This is a genomic window from Paucihalobacter ruber (assembly GCF_006494535.1).
Taxonomy (GTDB): Bacteria; Bacteroidota; Bacteroidia; order Flavobacteriales; family Flavobacteriaceae; genus Paucihalobacter; species Paucihalobacter ruber.
Genome location: NZ_VHIQ01000001.1, coordinates 703,491 through 724,720, shown reverse-complemented (window position 1 = coordinate 724,720; position 21,230 = coordinate 703,491). Strand labels below are relative to the sequence as shown.

Genomic DNA, 21,230 nt, shown 5'->3' with positions numbered 1-21,230 from the left:
ACAAATAAAAAAGCATCCAATGCCAAACTTTATGGGAGGATGCTTTCTTAAAATATTAATGGACTTTTTTATTTTGCCTCCATCAAAGCAAAGAATTTATCAATATTAGGCATTAAAATAATTCGTGTTCTGCGATTTTTAGCACGGTTAACGTTTGAATCATTTTCTGCAACCGGTTGAAAGCTGCCACGACCGGAGGCAATCAATTGTTCTGGCGCAACTTTAAATTGATTTTGTAGTTTTCTAACTACAGAAGTAGCGCGTAACACACTTAAATCCCAGTTATCTGCAATTTTATCGGTGCTAATAGATCTGGAGTCGGTATGTCCTTCAACCATAACATCTAAACTCGGTTCAGAGTTAATGACGTCGGCTAATTTCTGTAAAATTTTATCGGCTTTGTTGCTAACATTGTAACTGGCAGTATTAAATAGCATATCGTCTGCTATAGAAATCATAACTACAGTGTCATTAATATCTACAACAATATCGTTATCCTCGTTAAGATCTGTATTGTTAATGGCTTTGTTAAGATTGTACTGAACAGCTAAATTCATAGAGTCCTTAAGGGTTGTTGCTGCAGCCAATTTGTTTTGGTCAACATTTGTAAGTGTCTCACGCATTTTTTCGCGACTAATACCAGAGGTAACGGTACCATCTTTAGACACTTCAAATTTTGCTTTATTTTCTATGGTTAATCCTTCTACATCATCATTAAGCGATTGTATTTTTGAGTTGTATTCGTTAACACGCGCTTCTATAATCGCAAATTTATTTTCTAAGTCTTCTTTTTCCACTTTAGTTTTAGTGAGTTCGCTTAAAATTTGGCCCTTTTCTTGTTCTAGAGCAACATATTTTTTCTTGGAAACACAAGAGCTTAATAAAATGGTTGCTACTAATAAAATTAAAACATTTTTCATAAATATATTTTTGGTTAATATAGTATGTACGCTTAAAGCTTTAGTTTAGACGTTTAGAATTAAATAATTTAAGTATTATTGGAAACTTAAAAATTTGCGTGTACGCAAGAGCCGGTACATACGCCGGCTAAAGGCTTTAAATTGTTACCCTAATTTATATTTATGAAGTACTTATAAACTGTTGTTGAATAGCATTTTATTGAACTAATTCGTCAGGGTATCTGTACCAAGGTATTGATTGTTTTTATTGTAGTACCATTTTCTAATTTTTGGTAATTTAATATCATTGATAATTGTTTCGCCTTCAAATAAAATGTATTCGCCGGTATCAGTAATTATCTTACCGTTGTCATCACTTTTAAAAAACTGATAAGCTTCAAGCGCATAATTTTTCGGGTTAAAGTAAAAAAACCAAATATCGCTGCCTACTTCTGGAGAATAGCTCACTATAATTACCAGATAATCTTTACCGTGGAATGATTTCCTTTCAACCTTATTCGATATAATAGCACCCGGATCAAGAATCTTCATGGGCATACCATATAAGTAAGTGTAATAATTCTTGAGCATGTTGCCGCGATCGCAGTTAAGATTAAACTTTTTAGCGTCACTTTCATTAAAATTAGAATTTCCATTAAGTGTCATGTCACACTTATTCGATGCTATGTTGTAACTAAAATTATTGCCATCTTTTTCAACTTTCAAATAAAAGTCGTTATTGAGGTTGTTGATATGAACTTTGCTAACTCTGGGAGTTTGATTTGGGGTGGTCATTTCAACAATAAGTGTATCTTTAAAAGTTTTCCAGTTTAACTCAGGGTCGTGATAGTTAATACTTGCTTTAATGAGTTGCTCTGCGTTAATATTTTGTGCGTTTGATGGGTTTAGAGAGATTATCCAAAACAACAATGAAAATAACAAGACGAGCTTACATTTGAGAATACATTTTGATTGAGACATATTTTAAATATTAGATTAATTAATGCCTGTTAACTTAAAAAAATTAACAATAACACAACATTAAAAGTAAAAATTTAATTTAGAATAGCTTTATTATTGCAACCTGTATTATGTTTGTAATACTTTTACCAACTAAATGAAGCAACAACTTCCTAACAGAAACAGGCCTTATCTTAACGTTTTAGATTATTTGGTCCAGGAAAAGGTTTTCCTGTTAATAGTTATTTTAGGGATTATCCTGTCAATTGTCTCGGTAAATTTTGGCCAATCTGCCATGTGGGTTGGTTTCTTTTTTGCGGCTTATGCAGCTGTTTCCAACGACAGTATTCAATCTTTAGGAACATTTATTGAAAGTAATAAACAGCGCAAATGGTGGATTTTGTGGTTGTTTACCGGAGGTATCTTTTTAGCGGTAGTTACCTTTAGCTGGTTTTATTTTAATGGTGATGTAACCTATCAAAGGTTATTAGATGATGATGGCGTTACCAAGTACCCTCATCCAGAGAATTTTAGTTTTTTCCAGATCATAGCGCCACTCGTGTTGATTATTTTAACACGGTTAAAAATGCCTGTAAGCACTACTTTTTTGTTACTAAGTGTTTTTAGTGCAGATACCAGCGGTATTTCTTCAATTGTTGTAAAGAGCTGGTCGGGTTATGTGATGGCTTTTGTTTTGTCATTTGCCATCTGGTATTTTTCATATAATATCATCAGAAAATATTTTAGGAGTAGAAAAACACATATAGCCTGGACGGTTGTGCAATGGGCAGTTAGTGGTTCTTTGTGGGCGGTATGGATTATGCAGGACGGCGCCAACATAGCCGTATTTTTACCAAGACAACAAACACCCTTTCAATTTTTAATATTTGCGGTTACCATTTTTGCGGGAATGGGCTTGTTATTTTTTCTTAGAGGTGATAAAATTCAGGAAATTGTTAGTGAAAAGGTTAGAATATCTGACGTGCGTGCGGCCACATTGGTTGATTTTTCTTATGTAATTTTATTAATTTATAAATTATTCATCAGTACTGTACCGATGAGTACCACCTGGGTGTTTTTAGGAATTATAGGCGGTAGAGAAATTGCCGTAAGTTTGATAAGACAAAAAGTAGGTACACGTCATAAAGTAAAGGCGGTGAAGATGGTTGCTAAAGATTTTAGTTATGCCATGATTGGGTTATTTATTTCTATTGCACTGGCTTCGGGAGCAAATAAAGGAGTGAGATCTGAAATATGGAATTATATTACCAATATCTTTTAAGGCTATTCATCAATTGGGGTGTCGTTAAACTCTTTATAACGAATTAGTATGATCTTCAGGGAATCAACCATGTCGCTTGATTTTTTTAATAACTCAAAATAAAGACGCATATTTTTTGAGCTATTGTCCTTAACGCTAACGCGCGAAATTTGCTGGTCTAATAATTGTTCAATTTCGGTTTGAATAACTACCAATGATTTAATAACACTTTTGAGATTTGAAAAATCTAAATTTTGAAAACTGTGGTTTATTTTCGGGAAGACCTCTTTGGTTTTAATATCGATAGACTTTAAGCCTCTTATTTGGTTAAAGGTTAGTTTTTTATGATTGTTTTTAACGTGATCATAGCTGTTGTTAATTATTTGTGACATTGCCAATGCAACAGCTTCCAAATCGTCAAGTGTTAAAATATAAAATTTATTGGCTGCTGCACTACTTTTCTCTTGGATGTTTACCTGGTAAAAGATAATTTCTTTAAGCATGTTAATTTCAGACAGGATATCATTAACCTCCTTTTTGTTTTGTCTTAATTGAATAGCATTAAGCAATCCCAGATTTTTGATAGAATCACTATACAGTAACTGTAACCTGTTAAAAACATCACTAATGTTTGTTGAATATTTGGTGGTGATGATATGGATGTTTTCAAGTTCTTCGGGTTTAAACTTCTTTTTCGCCGTCAATTTTGCTACGCGTTTACGATGATTAATAGCACTTTTAAAAAGAATAAAACCTAAAAACAGTAAGAATACTAAAACTGCCGTAATTCCACCATAAAATATGAGTACCACCGATAGACCTGACAGTAAAAATGCCATAAGCGAAGTCATGATCCAGCTAGCTAAAACGTTCAACACACCGGCAACTCTGTAAACGGCGCTTTCGCTGTTCCAGGCACGGTCTGCAAGTGCTGTTCCCATGGCAACCATAAAGGTAACATAAGTAGTTGATAATGGAATTTTTATGGATGTTGCAAATGAAATTAGAATACTTGCTACCATTAGGTTAACAGTAGCTCTTACCAAATCAAAAGAAGGAGCATTAAATTTAGCGGTGAGGACTTCGGGTTTTTGAAATTTACTATTGATAGATGCTGTTACCTTTTCAGGTAATAACATATTACCGGCATAGCCAATAGCTATGCCAAATTTTACAATCGCTCTGGATAGCGCATGTGGTTTAAATCTTTCAAAACCTGCATCTTGACGCGCCAGATTGATTTCGGTTTCGGTTACTAAGAAAACGCGTTTAGATAGCCATAGCGTTCCTACCATAATGGCACCGGCAATAACAAGTAAATAGTAGGGTGTTTGAACGGTATTAGCAAGTCCAACCATATTAAACGATTCGGCACTTAAATTACTGCCCTGCCATAATTCAAAAGATTGAAGCGCCGCAATAGGAACGCCTATAAAATTTACCAAATCATTGCCGGCAAACGATAAGGCCAATCCAAAAAGGCCTAATAAAACCGTGGCTTTAAGCATATTTTTCTTGTAATATGAACTTAGCAAAAACGATAAACCACAAAAGAAAATCAACAAGACAGCAAATGTTATTATGAGGTGGTCGGTTATCCATACAGACAGATAGGTGTCTTTTAAAATAGTGGTGCCAAAGCCCTTTAGAATCACAAAAATACCAATACAAGTTTGGGCAAAACCCGTAAAAAGTGATGTCGTAAAATTTGAAATAGAATGGTATTGAAAGGTAAAAACGAGTCTCGAAATAAATTGAACTACGGCACCAACGGTAAAAGCAATGATGATACTTAAAAAGATGCCTTCAATAATTAATAATACTTTAGAAATATTGATGTAGTTGCCAATTAAATTAAAATCATTTCCTTGATTATACAGTTGTAAAAGCCCCGTGCTAACTGAGGCACCTAACAAGCAAAATATAATTGAAACAGTTGTAGAGGTTGGTATTCCCAGCGTATTAAAAAAATTAATAAGTAAAATATCGGTAATCATTACAGATATAAATAATATAATAATTTCTTGAAAGCTAAACAATTGTGGTTGAAAAATACCGACCCGTGCAACTTCCATGAGTCCTGACGAAAATACAGCGCCTAAGGCCAGTCCGCAACTTGCCACAATCAAAATAGTTTTTACCGGAAAAGCTTTAGAGCCAATTGCCGAGTTTAAGAAGTTAACGGCATCATTACTTACCCCTACAATAAGGTCGATTACTGCGAGAAGGAGTATAATTGTAATTAATATAAGGTAAAAACCATCCATTTAATTAGCTGATAAGCAATAAATCATATTTTTAAAACCTGACAAATCCTTCCAAAGGGATAATAAGTAAAATTACATAATACCTTACAGATTTAAAGCCTAATTATGCTAAATTTTAGAACTAAATTCAATGTTTAAAATAATAATAAAGCACTTTAAAACAGTTGATTAATGTTTTAATGTTAAATTAATGTTACCAAAATGTATATTATATGTAAAATATTTTGTATGTTTGTAAAGTAATTATTAACCAAATCTGTTGTATTATGAAAAAATTACTCATTTTAATTGTAGCGCTTATTTGTTCAGCGGCCTTATTTTCGCAAGAAGTGAAGAAAAATGTATACGAAGTAGAGAACAATTTAATAAAGGTTACCATGTTTCATGATAACGGACAGATTAGTCAAACAGGTTTTTACACTTTAGACGGGAAGTTACAGGGTAATTGGTATAGTTATGATGTTAAAGGCAAAAAAACTGCCGTGGCAAAATACGAAAACGGAAACAAAACCGGAAAATGGTTTTTCTGGACCGATGGAACCCTAAAAGAAGTAGATTACAGCACCAATGCGATTGTAAGTGTTGTAGAATGGTCTAACGAAAGAGCTTTGGTAACAAGAGATTAATCTGTTATTAATTAAATAAAAAAAGCGCTATGACTTTGCTGTCATAGCGCTTTTTTGTTGATATAACTTAAGAATTAAAAATTCAATGAATAACCAAGAGTAAAAGTAGTACCGGGCGCTCTAAAAGAGAAGTTTTCTCTGGCACCACCAAAAGACTCGTAGCGACTAATACGTTCAGCACCTAAAATGTTTTCAGCTCTAAAGCTAACTTTTGATCTTTGATCTTGTCCAAAGGTCTTAGAGAAGTTAAAGTTTAAACTGTTAAACGGTACTGTAAATACATCAGGGTTTCTACCAAAACCAACAACTTCTAAAGTTTTTCCCTGTACGTTAAAGAACATACCGGTTTCCAATCCTAAATTTGTGTTGTTATAATTTAAACCAACATTCACTAAAAATGGAGATTGCCCTTGAAGTTGTCTTGTATCGTCTATTACTTCGCCGTTTCTTGCAAATTGCTGTCTGGATTCAAATTCTTGTCCTGGACCTTTTGGCATTTCAATTTCAGACTGAATTAAAGACACATTGACATTTAAACTTAGATCTTTTAAACTTTCAGCTATAAAGTTGAAGTTTTTTCTCCCTTCGAACTCAACACCAATTACTGTGGCTTCGTTAGAATTTCTCGGCGTGAATTGGTTTGGAGCCACAAATGAAAAGGCCACAAGTTCAATAGGATCGTTGAATTGTTTGTAGAAAGCACTTACGGCAAACATTTGCGCTTTTTCACCAAAGAATTCGTATCTTAAATCGAAGTTATTAATATATGATGGTTGCAATTCAATATTACCTAAGAAAATAATTCCTGTTAATAAATCGGGTATTTGAACCACAGATAATTCTTTAAAACTTGGTCTGGCCGTGGTACGATAGTAGGAGGCTCTTACGTTAGACTTTTCATTTACTTCATAAATGAAGTTTGCCGATGGGAATAAATCTAACACATCAATAGTTTGCTCATTGTCAAAAACCTGAGTTCCTGCATTATTCTGACCTGTGAAAAATGTTGTAAAATACTCGGCTCTTAAACCTATGATAGCTCTTATTTTGTTTGCTAGTTTAAATTCGTTAGAAACATATAAGGCCGCTGTATTTTGATTCGATTCGAAAGAGTTGGCCGGTTCAAAGTTTCCTCTGATAAATGCGCCTGAGTTGGTTTGTGGCGTCCAAATATTATCGGGAGCAAGAATGGCATCGGGATCACCGTTAAACGATGTGGTGTTCACGTTTCTAAAGGCAACCTCATAACTAAAGATATCATAATTACGCTGTTTGTAACTGCCCAGTGCTCCGAATTTCAAAGAGGCTTTATTATCTAAAAAATTGTACTTTTTGGTAAAATCAACCTTACCTACTAGATTTACTTCTTGTAACTCTCTCCAAAGTCGCTGAGGAAAACCTGCATCAGAACTTATATTGGTAGTTCCATCAGGATTTAAAATAAAAGTAGTTAACCTAATATCTTTATCGTTAACGCTGGTAAAAGTTGGGGAAACCTTCCATTCCGTGGTAAAGTCACTTTTCTCACTGGTATGCTTTCCTGCCAACAAGATGTTGGTAATAGAACGCTCATAATATTCTAAGTTATCTCGGTTAACATCAATGTCATTCGAAATTTCAGTTCTTTGGTTAAATAATGCTGCCTGACTTTCACCGTTTTGAATATGTAGCACGTTAAAATTATATTTGGCCTTATTGGTTTTGTATGACAAGCCGGCTAAACCACTTAATAAGACATTGTTTTGGCCTAAATCTCCAAATTGTCTTCTGTCAAATCTTAAATCAAAAATATCACGATCTTCATTTTTTTGATAAATACCGTTTTCAAAACCTTCATAATACAATGTCTCATTCTTATAATCAACAGAAGCTATTAAACCTAGCTTATTCCCGGCTACTTCAAATTGGTTACCATAATTAAAGCCCATACTAAAATTTGGCATACTGGTTTGGCGTTCTGTGGCTAGGGTTCTGTTGAATGATCTAGTAATACCTTCAAGTGAACTATTGTCGGCTGAAGCCGGATTTGGAATTACTGTATTAGGTGAAATTGGTAATTTTCTGTTGCCATCGTCAAAACCTAGGAAGTCAGTTCCGCCACCTTGATAGCCAACATAATTAGAATTAAAATTCATATCAGGGTTAAAACCACCTGAAAAAGAAACACTCATGGTTTTTTGTGAAGGGAAATCTTTAGTGATGATATCAACCACACCACCGGTAAAATCAGCCGGTAAATCGGCAGAGGCAGATTTTACAACAATAATATTTTCTAAAATGTTGGTTGGAAAGATATCCATTTGCACGGTGTTTTTATCAGGGTCTAATCCCGGAATATCCATACCATTTAAAATAGATTTAGTGTATCTGTCTCCAAGACCTCTTACATAAACAAATTTACCGCCTTGTACTGAAACCCCCGGAACGGTTCTAATAGCCGAAGCGATATCACCAGCACCTGCTTTTTTAATACTTTCAATAGATAAACCGTCTAAAAGTACTGCAGAGTTTCGCTGTAGATTAAGCACTGCTTCTTCAGTATTTCTTCTTGCCGATGTAGTGATAACCACTTCATCTAAAGTTGCGGACGAAGGTCTTAAAGTTACATTAATCTCTACAACAGCATTTGCTTTGATCTCAACATCTGTAATGGCTTTTGTTTCATAACCAACAAATGAAAATATAAGGGTATAAATTCCAGGTTCTAAATTTAAAGAGTAAATACCGTCAAAATCTGAGGTTGTACCCTTACTAGTATCTTTTACCAGTACGTTGGCAAAAGCCAGTACATCATTAAATTCTCCATCTAAAATCTTTCCGGTTACTTTTCCGGTTTGCGCTTGAGCGAATAAAAAAGTTGTACAAAAAACAACTACTGAAACTAAATATCTTAACATTGTGTGCGTTAATTAGTGTTAGGTTTTAAAAAGAATAAAATGTCCAAAGCCTAAGCAATGGACATTTTATTATAATGTTTTTAAAAGAATTTAAAAGGCACCGTTTACATCGGCAAAGGTCCAAGCATTAAATACAGAAACATTTGCACCTACAGTGGCAGCTCCCGAATTAGCGATACTTGAGGCATTATTTGTGAATTTTACTTCGTCACCAGGCAATGCACCGGTAATTAAGTCACCAATGGCAACACCGTTTGGTAATACTACTTGCCAGTTAGAGAAAGCTATTCTGTCATTTGCCAATTCAGTTTGAGAATCAGCTCCTGAAATTCTAACTTTTGATCCTGCACCAAAGTTGTATACTAGTACATTATTTAAATTGACTATTAAACCATCTCTACAATCAGCAATAAAAGCATTTGTTGAAGGCGCACCAATTAAAGTAATGTTGTTAAATGTATAACCAGCTTCAGTAGCGGCAGATCCTTCAGGACCATCTAATTCTAAAGCACTACCAGATTCAGCAGTTTGAATTACTAAACCATTAGTTACAGTACCTGACCAAGCTTGATCAGCATCAAAACCATCATCACCGTGACCATATGTAATTAAATTACTACCGTTAACAGTACCACCAAACCACTCAAAACCGTCATCTTGATTAGCGACAACTTCCAAGTTTTCCATGATGGTTTGTGAACCAACACCGCCCATTGTGATACCATTAATTTCGTTATCATTACCGATGGTGATACCACCATGTCTTACTGAAATATATCTATAAATTCCTGAGTTATCATTTGCAATAGTACCACCATATTGACCAAATGGATCTGTTGCAGGAATCCCTTCAATTTGAGCTTGCTCAACATCTCCACTCACAGAAATTGGAGCACGACCTAATATAATTAAACCACCCCATAAACCTGTATCGTTGATGGTTAAATTAGGTGAGTTAATTTGGCCAGGTTGAATTTGATCTAAAGTAGAAGTCATGATAATTGGTGCTTGAGCTGTTCCATTGGCTTCAACTTTACCACCTTGGTCAACCACTAAAGCAGAGGCTAAAGACCCTTGACCTTGTGCACCTTTAATAATTGTACCGGCATCGATAGTAAGAGTTACACCTTCGTCCACTACTACTTTTCCATTTAATACATAAATATTGTCTGCAGTCCATCTTTCATTAGTAGTGATAGCGCCAAATTTTTGAACCAACTGTGGATCAGTGCCACCACCGCCACCGCCGCCATTGTCGTTATTATCATCATCACTACTGCAATTAAATGCAAATAATGACACCGTTAAGAAGAAAAAAAAGTTTTTAATTGTTTTCATTTTGTTTGATTTTGTTCATTTAAATTAATGTGGCAAAGAAACTCCTAAACTGTAAAGTGAGCGTTAACTGGCGGTTAAACCTCGGTAAGAAAAAGGTTATTATAAGGTTAACTAAACCCTTATTTTTCTTCTGGAACTAAACATTAATTTAACATTGAAAATAGTATCTTGCCGCAACTAAGACTTACACTATGATTTGGGAGCAGTTACTTTCGTTAAAACGATTTGGAGACACACACAAACGCCTGAGAAAAGAGCAAGACGAAACGCGTCTGGGTTTTGAAGTTGATTACGACAGAATTGTTTTTTCAAAAGAATTTAGAAGCCTGCAGGATAAAACTCAGGTGATACCTATGTCTAAAACAGATTTTGTGCACACAAGGCTAACCCACAGTTTAGAAGTTAGTGTGGTGGCGCGTTCTTTAGGTCGAAAAGTGGGTCAACAAATCCTATATAAATATCCTTATTTAAAGGAAATACACGGTTATGAGGTAAATGATTTTGGGGCCATCGTGGCAACTGCTGCTTTGGCACACGATATTGGTAACCCGCCATTTGGTCACTCGGGTGAAAAAGCCATTGGCGAATTTTTTAAGTCTGGCAATGGTAACCGATTTAAAAATAATCTCACCGCAAAACAATTTCAGGATTTATGCACTTTTGAAGGCAATGCCAACGGATTTAAAATTTTAACCGAAAGCAGAGCAGGTAGAGACGGCGGTTTAAGACTGAGTTATGCCACTTTGGGCGCCTTTATTAAATACCCGAAAGAATCGCTCCCCATGAAACCCACCAAACATATTTGCGATAAAAAATTTGGAGTGTTTCAGTCTGAAATAAACAATTTTAAAGAACTTACTGAGGAACTTGGGCTAGTGAGCAGAACCACATCAAACGATCTAAGTTATTGCAGGCATCCGCTGGCCTATTTGGTCGAAGCTGCCGATGATATTTGTTACACCATTATAGATTTTGAAGATGGAATTAATCTGGGATTAATTCAGGAAGAGTACGCACTTGAATATTTAATCAATTTGGTGCGGGATTCTATCAACAAGCAAAAGTATGCTGTACTAAAAACGGTTCAAGACCGCGTAAGTTATTTAAGAGCTTTGGCCATCAACACCCTAATAAACGAATGTGCCGAATTATTTATGAAGCATGAGCCAAGCATTCTTGAAGGTGAATTACCAAAGTCGCTTCTAGATTACAGCAAATATCTGGCGCAAATAACAGATATTATTAATATTAGTGTATCTAATATTTACCAATCTAAAGAGGTTGTCAACAAGGAATTGGCTGGTTATAAAGTTTTAAATGGTTTATTAGATATTTATACAGCATCTGTTGAAAATAAAATGAAAGCCAATTCCACTAGTTACGATAACCTTGTTTTTAAAAGTCTGCCTGAACATGTTCAATTTAAAGACGATGATTTTTATTTTAATTTAATGAGTGTTTGCAGTTACATCTCGAAATTGTCTGATACCAACGCTATTTTAGCATACAGAAGACTTAGCGGAGATATTATACTTTAATTATATTTTGACTGAAAATTCACTTAAATATGCATTTCATCGATAAAATTTGTATTTTAGCGAATCAAATTTTATATTTGACCATTAACCTCAAATCTAGCCAACATGAAAAAGAACATTTTAGGCGCCTTTGTTATTATTTTCATTACAGTAGCATTGTTTTTAATGATTGATGACATTACACGTAATGGCCAACCTCGAAATCCCCAGAACGCTAAAGTTTTTCAACACGGTCAACAATCTGAAATGGCAACTTTAGATTCTAATGATTAAGTAATTTATTAATCATTTCAGTAATTGATTCAGGATTTATCGCAACGATTGCTTTAAGTTCTTCGACTTTACCGTGCTCAATAAACTCATCCGGAATTCCCATGCTAATAATGTTAACATTATACTTGTTGTCTAAGGCGAAGGTTTTAATTAAACTTCCAAAACCCCCTGTTAAACAACCGTCTTCAATTGTAATGATATCCTGATATTTTTTGCAAATATGGTGAAGTTGGTGTTGGTCTAATGGCTTCATAAAGCGCATATCAAAATGTGCGATGTCTTCTGGAGAACCACACTTGTTTATGGCTTTTTCAACGTCGTGAGCGGTAGTTCCTAAAGATAAAATCGCCAATTTATTACCTTCTTTTAATTGAATGCCGGTACCGATAGGTATTTTTGAAAAATGGCATTTCCAATCTGTTACAAAACCGCGACCTCTTGGATACCTTATGGCAATGGGCCTATCTAAACCAAGCTGTGCTGTGTACATAATGTTGCGTAATTCTATTTCGTTTCTTGGCGCCATGATTATCATATTAGGGATACAGTTGAGGTAAGCCAAATCAAAAACGCCGTGGTGTGTAGCACCATCTTCGCCAACTAATCCGGCGCGGTCTAAACAAAATATGACCGGTAATTTTTGAAGTGCTACATCATGAATAACCTGATCATAAGCCCGCTGCAAAAAAGTTGAATAGATATTACAAAACGGTACCAACCCTTGCGTGGCCATGCCGGCAGCCAAGGTTACGGCGTGTTGCTCTGCTATACCAACATCAAATGCACGTTCTGGAAACGCCTCCATCATAAATTTTACAGAACTTCCGGTTGGCATTGCAGGGGTAATTCCAATAATTTTATCGTTTTTTTCTGCTAATTCTACCAATGTATAACCAAATACATCTTGAAATTTTGGCGGCAAATTTTCATTGGTTTTGCCTTCTATGTTTCCTGTTTCGGCATTAAATTTTCCCGGAGCATGGTATTTTACCTGATCTTCTTCAGCTTGTTTTAAACCTTTGCCTTTGGTGGTGATGACATGCAAAAGTTTCGGGCCATTTACATTTTTAAGTCTTGATAGTTCAAAAATTAACAAGTCTAAATCATGACCGTCAATGGGTCCACTGTAATCAAAATTCAGCGCTTCAAAAATGTTATCTTGGGTTTTAATGCCTTGTTTTACATTGGTGAGGTATTGTTTCAATGCGCCAACGCTAGGATCTATTCCAATGGCATTATCATTTAAAATTACCAGTAAATTTGAATTGGTTACACCGGCGTGATTTAAACCTTCAAATGCCATACCACTGGCAATAGAAGCATCGCCAACAACCGCAATATGTTGCTTTTTAACTTCGCCTTTTAATTGCGATGCAATAGCCATTCCTAAAGCGGCAGATATGGCTGTTGATGAGTGACCAACACCAAAGGTGTCGAATTCGCTTTCATCCCGTTTCGGAAATCCGCTAATCCCGTTTAACTGTCGGTTTGTTGGAAAAATATCTTTTCGGCCTGTTAGTATTTTGTGGCAATACGCTTGATGACCTACATCCCAAACCAACAAATCTTCGGGTGTGTTGAAAACGTAATGTAAGGCAATACTTAGCTCGGTAACACCCAAGCTGGCTCCTAAATGACCTTCTTTTGTGGCAATAATATTAATGATGAAATGTCTCAACTCACTTGCCAAGACTTTAAGATTGGCTACGGAAAGGGATTTTAAATCTTTTGGATAATTAATATTATTTAAAAATTTGTAGGTCATATGTTGATTTAATTGGTAAAATTAGAAATAACAAACCACAATTTTTATAAATATTTGTAAATTGCTTCATTGTTGTGCCAATGGTGCATTGTGAAAACGAAAAATTACCTTATGAAATTAAATTATCCAACGCTTAGTTTGTTGGTGCTGTTCAGTCTTGTTTTTAATTTAAACAATGCTCAGGTGTCACTATCTCAATCTTCATTTGAATCTGTGGTTACAAGTTATTTTGATGAAAACCTGATTAAATACAAAGTACAAAAATTAGATTATGAAGATCTTGTCATACAAAATCAAGTTTTTTCGAAAAGTACAGGTATCACCCATTTGTATTTAAATCAGCGCTATCGCGGTATTAAAATTTATAATGCAATTTCTAGTTTGGCCATCAAGAATAATGAGGTTTTTTATTATGCCAACAGGTTTATTCCTGATATAGCTAATAAGGTAAATGCTATTAATCCTGTATTAACCCCTTTTCTAGCAATTGAAAAGGTCTCTCAAAGCTTAGGATTATCCTTATTGGAAAATATAGTGCCAAAAGAAACTCGTGATAATAAATATATTTTTACTAAAGGAAATATTTCACAAGTTGACATTCCGGTTGAGTTAATGTTTTTTGCAAAAGGTAAGTCAGAATTAAGGTTGGTTTGGGATTTGAGCATTTTTGATGTCTCGGGTAAAAATTGGTGGACCGTTAGAATTGATGCTGTAACAGGTGAAATTGTAGACATTCAGGACTATATTCTAACTTGTAATTTTGGAGATAATAACCACCTTGAACACTTGCATGTTCCCAGTCATATTACTCAAGAGGTTAATCTAGAGCGCAAAACTTCAGCATTTTCACCAAACGATAATTCACGATATAACGTTTTTGCATTACCCATTGAAAGTCCGATACACGGCAATAGACAAATTGTAATCGAGCCTGCCAGTGGTTTAGCATCACCATTTGGTTGGCATGATACTGATGGTATACCCGGAACAGAACACACCATCACACGTGGTAATAATGTCTGGGCTATGGAAGACAGAGCCGGGACCAATCAAATTGGTTATTCACCGGATGGTACAGCGAGTTTAAACTTTGATTTTGAACTTAATCTTGACCAGCCACCGGCTTTTTACGAAGATGCTGCCATCACCAATTTGTTTTACACCAACAACATGATGCACGACATTTTTTACCACTACGGTTTTGATGAGGAAAGCGGAAATTTTCAACAAAATAACTACGGTCGTGGTGGTATTGAAAATGACTTTGTTTATGCTGATGCTCAAGATGGCAGCGGATTAAATAATGCCACATTTGGTACACCCCCAGATGGTCAAAATCCTGTAATGACCATGTTTTTATGGTCAGCATCCGGGCCGCAAGGCAATCCGCTTATTATCAATAACAGTAGTTTTGTGGGAGAATATCCCGGAATAGCGGCTTCGTTTGGAAATCCTTTATCTATAGATCCTTTAACATCAGATCTTGCATTGGTAATAGATAGTAACGCGGGTGCCTCGACCGACTTTTTTGATGCATGTGATGCTATTCTAAATGGAACTGATCTCAAAGGTAAAATAGCGGTCATTAGACGAGGCTCATGTGAGTTTGGTGCTAAGGTGTTTGCTGCACAAAACGAAGGCGCTATTGCGGTAATTATGGTTAATAATGTACCCGACGCACCAATTACAATGGGACCAGGGGCTGCAGGTAATTTGGTTAACATTCCATCAGTTATGATTAATCAAGAATTAGGAGAACAACTCATCAATGCCTTGATTGATGGCCAAAATATTAATGTGTCTTTGGTAGCTGCTCCGCCGTTTCAAAAAGATGGTGATTTTGATAACGGTATCATTGCACATGAGTATGGTCATGGTATTTCTAACAGGCTTACCGCCGGTCCGTCTACCGTTAATTGCCTGTTTAACGATGAACAAATGGGCGAAGGCTGGTCTGATTGGTTTGGACTAATGGTAACCATGAAAGCAAGCGATATACCTCAGACTGGTAGAGGTATTGCTACTTACTCGATAGGCCAAGACATCAACGGCAGTGGCATTAGACCGGCCAGATATTCTACCGACACTGGTGTAAACGGCTTTACTTACAATGCCACCAATAATCCATCATTAAGCATCCCTCATGGTGTTGGTTTTGTTTGGGCTACAATGTTATGGGATTTAACTTGGGCTTATATCGATAAATATGGTTTTGATTCTGATTTATATAATGGCAACGGTGGAAATAATAAAGTAATGCAGTTGGTTCTAGACGGATTAAAACTCCAGCCTTGCCAGCCAGGATTTATTGATGGTCGCGATGCGCTTTTAGCAGCCGATTTGGCTTTAACCGGAGGAGAAGATCAATGTATGATATGGGAGGTTTTTGCACAAAGAGGTCTAGGTTTTAACGCAACACAAGGTCTTTCAACCGAAAGAGATGATCAGGTTCAGGATTTTTCTTTGCCGCCTTCAAGTCTTGAATCCTTGGCGAGTTGTAACTCATTAAGTACCTCTGATATCTTAAAACGGTCTATTGAAATTTATCCAAATCCAACTTCAGGAGATTTAACGATTAGTGGTGTAAATGTGCTGAGCAATGCTACCATTAGTTTGTACGATTTAAACGGTCGAATTATAAAAAAGCAATCAAACATTTTTGAGAATAGTATCACTATTGATTTGAGCCATTTACAACCTGGCATGTACATTATTTCAATTGCAAATGATAACTTTACTTATTCTGAAAAAATAATAAAACAGTAATTTTACTTTGGAACCATTTATTTTTAATGATGAATATTTTATGAAAAAAGCCTTGCAAGAGGCAGAAATGGCATTCGAGAAAAACGAGGTTCCTGTTGGCGCTGTAATTGTAGTTGATAATCAAATTATTGCAAGAGCCCACAATCTAACAGAGTTATTAAACGATGTAACGGCTCATGCCGAAATGCAAGCAATAACTGCGGCAGCTAATTTTTTAGGTGGGAAGTATTTAACCGGTTGTACGCTTTACGTTACTTTAGAACCTTGCCAAATGTGTGCCGGCGCTTTGTATTGGTCTCAAATAAGCAAAGTAGTATTTGCAGCGCGTGATGAGAACAGAGGTTTTATAAAGATGGGAACACAACTACATCCAAAAACTGTGGTTCAAGGCGGAGTCTTAGAAACTGAAGCAGAAGCGCTACTAAAGCGATTTTTTATTGAAAAAAGAAATTTAAATTAAAAACGCCCTGAATTTCAGGGCGTCTACATTCTAATAATTTTATGGTTATTAGATTACCTGCACGTTGGCAGCAACCTTTCCTTTTCTGCCTTCTTCTTCGGTATAAGATACTTCGTCACCTTCGTTTAGGCTTAAACCACCTAAATTTGAAACGTGTACAAAGATGTCTTTGCCTGTGTCATTGTTGGTAATAAATCCGAATCCTTTAGATTCATTAAAAAATTTAACTGTTCCAGTCATTGTAATAAAATAAAAATTAAAGTACAAAGGTAGAATTTAATTAATTCAAAGTTGTTAATATCAAAAATAATTTAGTTGAAGCGCAGCCTAGTACTTATTTTTACGCTGATTCTCACGCATTTTATCTAAATTCTCCTTGGTTAGCATGTAGTCTTCAACCTTTTTGTCTTTCCAACGATGGTATGAAAATAGCGGAAATACAATAAAAAACATACCCGAAACCCCAAAACCAATCATTTTTTGTGATTGTTCAGTCTCTGTACTTAAACCAAAAATAATGCTGGCTAACGAAGCTAAAAAACAAATCCAGATAATGGTTTTCATCTCTTTAAGTATTACTCTTTTTCAGGATGTAAAGTTAATCAATTCATTTCTATATGCAGTAAGCAGTTTTGATTTTGACACAAAACCATAGTATTTATCATCTTTTAAAACCGGTAAATTCCATGCACCGGATGTTTGAAACTTCTTCATTACTGCCTGCATATCGTCTTGCTCATAGATAATAACGGCCGGTGGATTGTGCATAAAAGTTTCTACTGAGGTTGAATGATATAGACTTTGATCAAACATAACAGAGCGTATATCGTCGAGCAAAACTATACCTAAAAATTCCTCTCGAACATTGGTAACCGGAAATAGGTTTCGGCTAGATTTTGAAACGCCTTTCATAAGCATATCTTCTAAGCTCATCTCGGGTCTTAACTGGATAAAATCGGTTTCAATAACATTGTCGAGCTTCATAACTGTTAGCACGTTTTTATCCTTATCCTGAGTTAATAAGGCACCTTTTTCAGCGAGTTCTTTGTTGTAAATAGTATAATTAAGACTGTTTTTACTGATAATAAACGACATTGAAACAGTAATCATCAGCGGCACAAATAATTGGTAACCACCTGTAATTTCAGCAATTAAAAATATGGCAGTTAGTGGCGCATGCAGCACTCCCGCAATAAGTCCGGCCATACCCACCAAGGTGAAATTAGATTCTGACACCTCAAAACCAAATCCCAAATTATTAATAATTTTAGCGACCACATTTCCTAAAGTGCTGCCCATAACCAGTGTTGGAATAATAATACCACCGGTACCACCTGCGGCAAACGTGGTGGTCATGGCGACCGCTTTAAAAATGGTGACTCCGAATAGTAAAGCTATGACCACCCATATGTTATTGAGTTCGCTGTTAAACGGGGTTTTTCCTAAGGCTTCAATATGGTTTCCGGCCATTAAATTATTGATATATCCAAAACCTTCACCGTATAAAGGTGGAATAAAATACAGCATCACCCCAATGGCAAATCCGCCTATGATAAGTCGGGCTTTAGCTGATTTAATCTTGCCAAAAAAGGCTGATATTTTAAAGTGAATTTTAGAAAAATAAATAGAAGCAACTCCGGTTCCCAAACCAAGTAAAAGGTAAAATGCCGTGTCTCTTATTCTAAATTTGTCTATCACCGTAAAATTGAAAATAGCATCATCGCCTAAAAAAAAATAAGAGGTAAGCACCGATGATATTGAGGCAATTAATAAAGGTAATAATGAAGCAAATGTTAAATCAAGACTAAATACTTCAATGGCAAAAATAATGGCAGCAATGGGTGATTTAAAAATAGAGGCAATGGCGCCGGCTGCGGCACAGCCAATAAGTAAACTACGCGTTTTTCGGTCTACGTGAAACCATCTGCTTACATTAGAACTTAAAGCCGAAGCCGATGCAATGGCAGGCCCCAGCAGTCCAACCGAACCACCAAAGCCAACAGTTAAAGGTGCCGTGATAAGGGGATAATAAATATTTTTACGACTTAAAAGTCCGTCTTTTTTAGATAAGGCAAATAGCACATTTGATAAACTGTGCTGTACCGGTTCTTTACTAATGCGTTTTACAAATTGAAACACCAGCCATAAACCTACTATGGGTAGTATAAAATACAACTGGTTTTCAGAAAAAATAATCCCCTTTTTTAATAGGTTCTGAATGGCAAAAGTCAGGTTTTTTAACACCACCGAAACCAAACCGGAAAGCAATCCAATTAGAATGCTTAAAAAGAATAGAAAGTTTCTTTCAGAGATAAATTTGTATCTCCAAATTAGCAACTGTTTGATAAATTTAGTTTGGTGGTTCATGAATTAAATTTATCAAAAATGTATTAAAGTTGCGATTGTTATTTTGACTGCACTTTTAAATGTAACTCTTCCAGTTGAGCCTCATCTATTTTGGCCGGCGCATCAATCATAACATCTCTCCCCGAATTATTTTTTGGGAAGGCTATAAAGTCTCTAATAGTTTCTTGTCCGCCTAAAATAGCAACAAGTCTATCCAAACCAAAAGCAATGCCGCCGTGCGGTGGTGCGCCGTATTCAAAGGCATCCATTAAAAATCCAAATTGGGCTTTTGCATCTTCATCGCTAAATCCTAAATGTCTTAGCATGACGGCTTGTGTTTTTTTGTCGTGTATTCTAATGGAGCCGCCACCAATTTCGTTACCGTTTAAGACCAAATCGTAGGCATTCGCTTTTACGGCTCCGGGGTTGGTATCTAATAATTCTAACTGCCCCGGTTTTGGTGACGTAAACGGATGGTGCATGGCATGATAACGCTGGGTGTCTTCATCCCATTCCAACAAAGGAAAATCTACTACCCAGAGTGGCGCAAACTCGTTAGGTTTTCTTAACCCCAAGCGGTTGGCAAGTTCCATTCTTAAGGTGCTTAATTGCGATCTAACTTTATTGGTTTCGCCTGAAAGTACACAAATTAAATCGCCGGGTTTGGCTTGGGTTATATCTGCCCAGGCTTTTAAATCTTCTTCATTGTAAAATTTATCAACCGATGATTTGAAAGTACCGTCTTCGTTGCAGCGTACATACACCATTCCCAAGGCTCCTATTTGTGGACGTTTAACCCAGTCTATAAGCTGGTCTATTTCTTTTCTGGTAAATGCATTACCGCCCGGAACTGCAATACCAACAACCAATTCGGCTGTGTTAAACACGTTAAAATCTTTGTGTTTGGCAACATTGTTTAGCTCGCCAAACTGCATACCAAATCTAATATCTGGTTTGTCGTTGCCGTATAGGCGCATGGCGTCATCATAGGTCATACGCGGAAACGCATCTACTTCAACACCATTAATTTCTTTAAGTAAATGTCTGGTTAAGCCTTCAAAAGTATTTAAAATGTCTTCTTGATTTACAAAGGCCATTTCGCAGTCTATTTGAGTGAATTCGGGCTGGCGGTCGGCGCGTAAATCTTCATCTCTAAAACATTTTACAATTTGAAAATATTTATCCATACCACCTACCATAAGCAATTGCTTAAAGGTTTGTGGCGACTGTGGTAAAGCGTAAAATTCACCGGGATTCATACGCGAAGGTACTACGAAGTCTCGGGCTCCTTCGGGTGTAGATTTGATGAGGTAGGGCGTTTCAACTTCTATAAAATCTTTTGAAGACAAATAATTTCTAACGGCTTGTGCCACCTTATGCCTAAAAATCAAGCTATTTTTAACCGGATTTCTTCTTATGTCGAGATAACGAAACTGCATGCGCAACTCATCGCCACCGTCGGTTTGGTCTTCAATAGTGAAAGGAGGTACTTTAGAAATATTTAAAATTTGAAGTTCATTAACCAGCACTTCTATATCACCGGTAGGAATGTTTGGGTTTTTTGAAGCGCGTTCTATTACCGTTCCTTTAACCTGAATTACAAATTCTCTTCCCAGCTTTTGAGCCGTTTTAAAAATACTTTCTGAAGTGCGTTCTTCATCAAAAACCAGCTGTGTAACACCGTATCTGTCTCTTAAATCTACCCATGTAATAAAACCTTTATCTCTTATTTTTTGTACCCAACCGGCTAAAGTTACTTCGGTGTTGATGTGTGACGATCTTAATTGTCCGCAATTATGACTTCTATACATAAAAAATATTCTTCTAGTGAAAA

General features: G+C 36.0%; 16 protein-coding genes. 6 read left to right on the top strand and 10 right to left on the bottom strand.

All coding sequences use genetic code 11. The features are described 5' to 3' along the window. Positions 1-68 precede the first annotated feature (68 nt). Together FJ651_RS03140 and FJ651_RS03135 are read right to left on the bottom strand one after the other, a co-directional pair. Complete coding sequence (locus FJ651_RS03140; protein ID WP_140988938.1) at positions 69-920, bottom strand: OmpA/MotB family protein; 852 nt, start codon at positions 918-920, stop codon at positions 69-71. Positions 921-1,124: 204 nt separating this feature from the next. Then, entirely contained in the window at positions 1,125-1,880 is a 756-nt protein-coding gene (locus tag FJ651_RS03135) for a DUF6503 family protein (RefSeq protein WP_140988937.1), read from the bottom strand. 136 nt (positions 1,881-2,016) lie between these two features. Between FJ651_RS03135 and FJ651_RS03130 the strand changes: the two genes are divergently transcribed. Further along, positions 2,017-3,141 (top strand): hypothetical protein, encoded by a 1,125-nt coding sequence (locus tag FJ651_RS03130; RefSeq protein WP_140988936.1) that lies wholly within the window; start codon positions 2,017-2,019, stop codon positions 3,139-3,141. 2 nt (positions 3,142-3,143) lie between these two features. Here the strand turns inward: FJ651_RS03130 and FJ651_RS03125 are convergent, their stop codons facing one another. Beyond that, on the bottom strand, positions 3,144-5,387 hold the full coding sequence (locus FJ651_RS03125) for an inorganic phosphate transporter (protein WP_140988935.1): 2,244 nt from the start codon (positions 5,385-5,387) through the stop codon (positions 3,144-3,146). A 266-nt stretch (positions 5,388-5,653) separates the two neighbouring features. Between FJ651_RS03125 and FJ651_RS03120 the strand changes: the two genes are divergently transcribed. Continuing rightward, complete coding sequence (locus FJ651_RS03120) at positions 5,654-6,013, top strand: toxin-antitoxin system YwqK family antitoxin (RefSeq protein ID WP_140988934.1); 360 nt, start codon at positions 5,654-5,656, stop codon at positions 6,011-6,013. 74 nt (positions 6,014-6,087) lie between these two features. Here FJ651_RS03120 and FJ651_RS03115 read toward each other — a convergent pair whose 3' ends face one another. Then, on the bottom strand, positions 6,088-8,910 hold the full coding sequence (locus tag FJ651_RS03115; RefSeq protein ID WP_140988933.1) for a TonB-dependent receptor: 2,823 nt from the start codon (positions 8,908-8,910) through the stop codon (positions 6,088-6,090). 90 nt (positions 8,911-9,000) lie between these two features. Further along, a complete protein-coding gene (locus FJ651_RS03110) occupies positions 9,001-10,248 on the bottom strand; it encodes a hypothetical protein (RefSeq protein WP_140988932.1) in 1,248 nt (415 codons plus the stop codon). A gap of 191 nt (positions 10,249-10,439) precedes the next feature. Here FJ651_RS03110 and dgt point away from each other — a divergent pair, with 191 nt between their 5' ends. Further along, entirely contained in the window at positions 10,440-11,786 is a 1,347-nt protein-coding gene (dgt, locus tag FJ651_RS03105) for a dGTP triphosphohydrolase (RefSeq protein WP_140988931.1), read from the top strand. A 105-nt stretch (positions 11,787-11,891) separates the two neighbouring features. Beyond that, on the top strand, positions 11,892-12,059 hold the full coding sequence (locus FJ651_RS15685) for a hypothetical protein (protein WP_216746064.1): 168 nt from the start codon (positions 11,892-11,894) through the stop codon (positions 12,057-12,059). Here FJ651_RS15685 and FJ651_RS03100 read toward each other — a convergent pair. Further along, positions 12,049-13,824, bottom strand: coding sequence for a 1-deoxy-D-xylulose-5-phosphate synthase (locus FJ651_RS03100; protein WP_140988930.1), 1,776 nt, complete (start codon positions 13,822-13,824; stop codon positions 12,049-12,051). The genes FJ651_RS15685 and FJ651_RS03100 overlap by 11 nt on opposite strands. A 111-nt stretch (positions 13,825-13,935) precedes the next feature. On the opposite strand from FJ651_RS03100, the gene FJ651_RS03095 reads away from it, so the two are divergent. Together FJ651_RS03095 and FJ651_RS03090 are read left to right on the top strand one after the other, a co-directional pair. Beyond that, entirely contained in the window at positions 13,936-16,590 is a 2,655-nt protein-coding gene (locus tag FJ651_RS03095; RefSeq protein WP_140988929.1) for a T9SS-dependent M36 family metallopeptidase, read from the top strand. 7 nt (positions 16,591-16,597) lie between these two features. Further along, on the top strand, positions 16,598-17,050 hold the full coding sequence (locus FJ651_RS03090) for a nucleoside deaminase (protein WP_262710577.1): 453 nt from the start codon (positions 16,598-16,600) through the stop codon (positions 17,048-17,050). A gap of 48 nt (positions 17,051-17,098) precedes the next feature. Here FJ651_RS03090 and FJ651_RS03085 read toward each other — a convergent pair whose 3' ends face one another. The 4 genes from FJ651_RS03085 to aspS form a co-directional block, all read right to left on the bottom strand. Then, complete coding sequence (locus tag FJ651_RS03085; protein ID WP_140988928.1) at positions 17,099-17,290, bottom strand: cold-shock protein; 192 nt, start codon at positions 17,288-17,290, stop codon at positions 17,099-17,101. An 87-nt stretch (positions 17,291-17,377) separates the two neighbouring features. Then, a complete protein-coding gene (locus FJ651_RS03080; protein ID WP_140988927.1) occupies positions 17,378-17,614 on the bottom strand; it encodes a hypothetical protein in 237 nt (78 codons plus the stop codon). Between the two features lie 21 nt (positions 17,615-17,635). Beyond that, the gene (locus FJ651_RS03075; RefSeq protein WP_140988926.1) at positions 17,636-19,417 is read right to left on the bottom strand and encodes a chloride channel protein; all 1,782 of its coding nucleotides are present in this window, start codon (positions 19,415-19,417) and stop codon (positions 17,636-17,638) included. Between the two features lie 38 nt (positions 19,418-19,455). Next, positions 19,456-21,207: an aspartate--tRNA ligase gene (gene aspS, locus FJ651_RS03070; RefSeq protein ID WP_140988925.1), complete on the bottom strand. Its 1,752-nt coding sequence runs from the start codon at positions 21,205-21,207 to the stop codon at positions 19,456-19,458. Between the last annotated feature and the right edge of the window lie 23 nt (positions 21,208-21,230).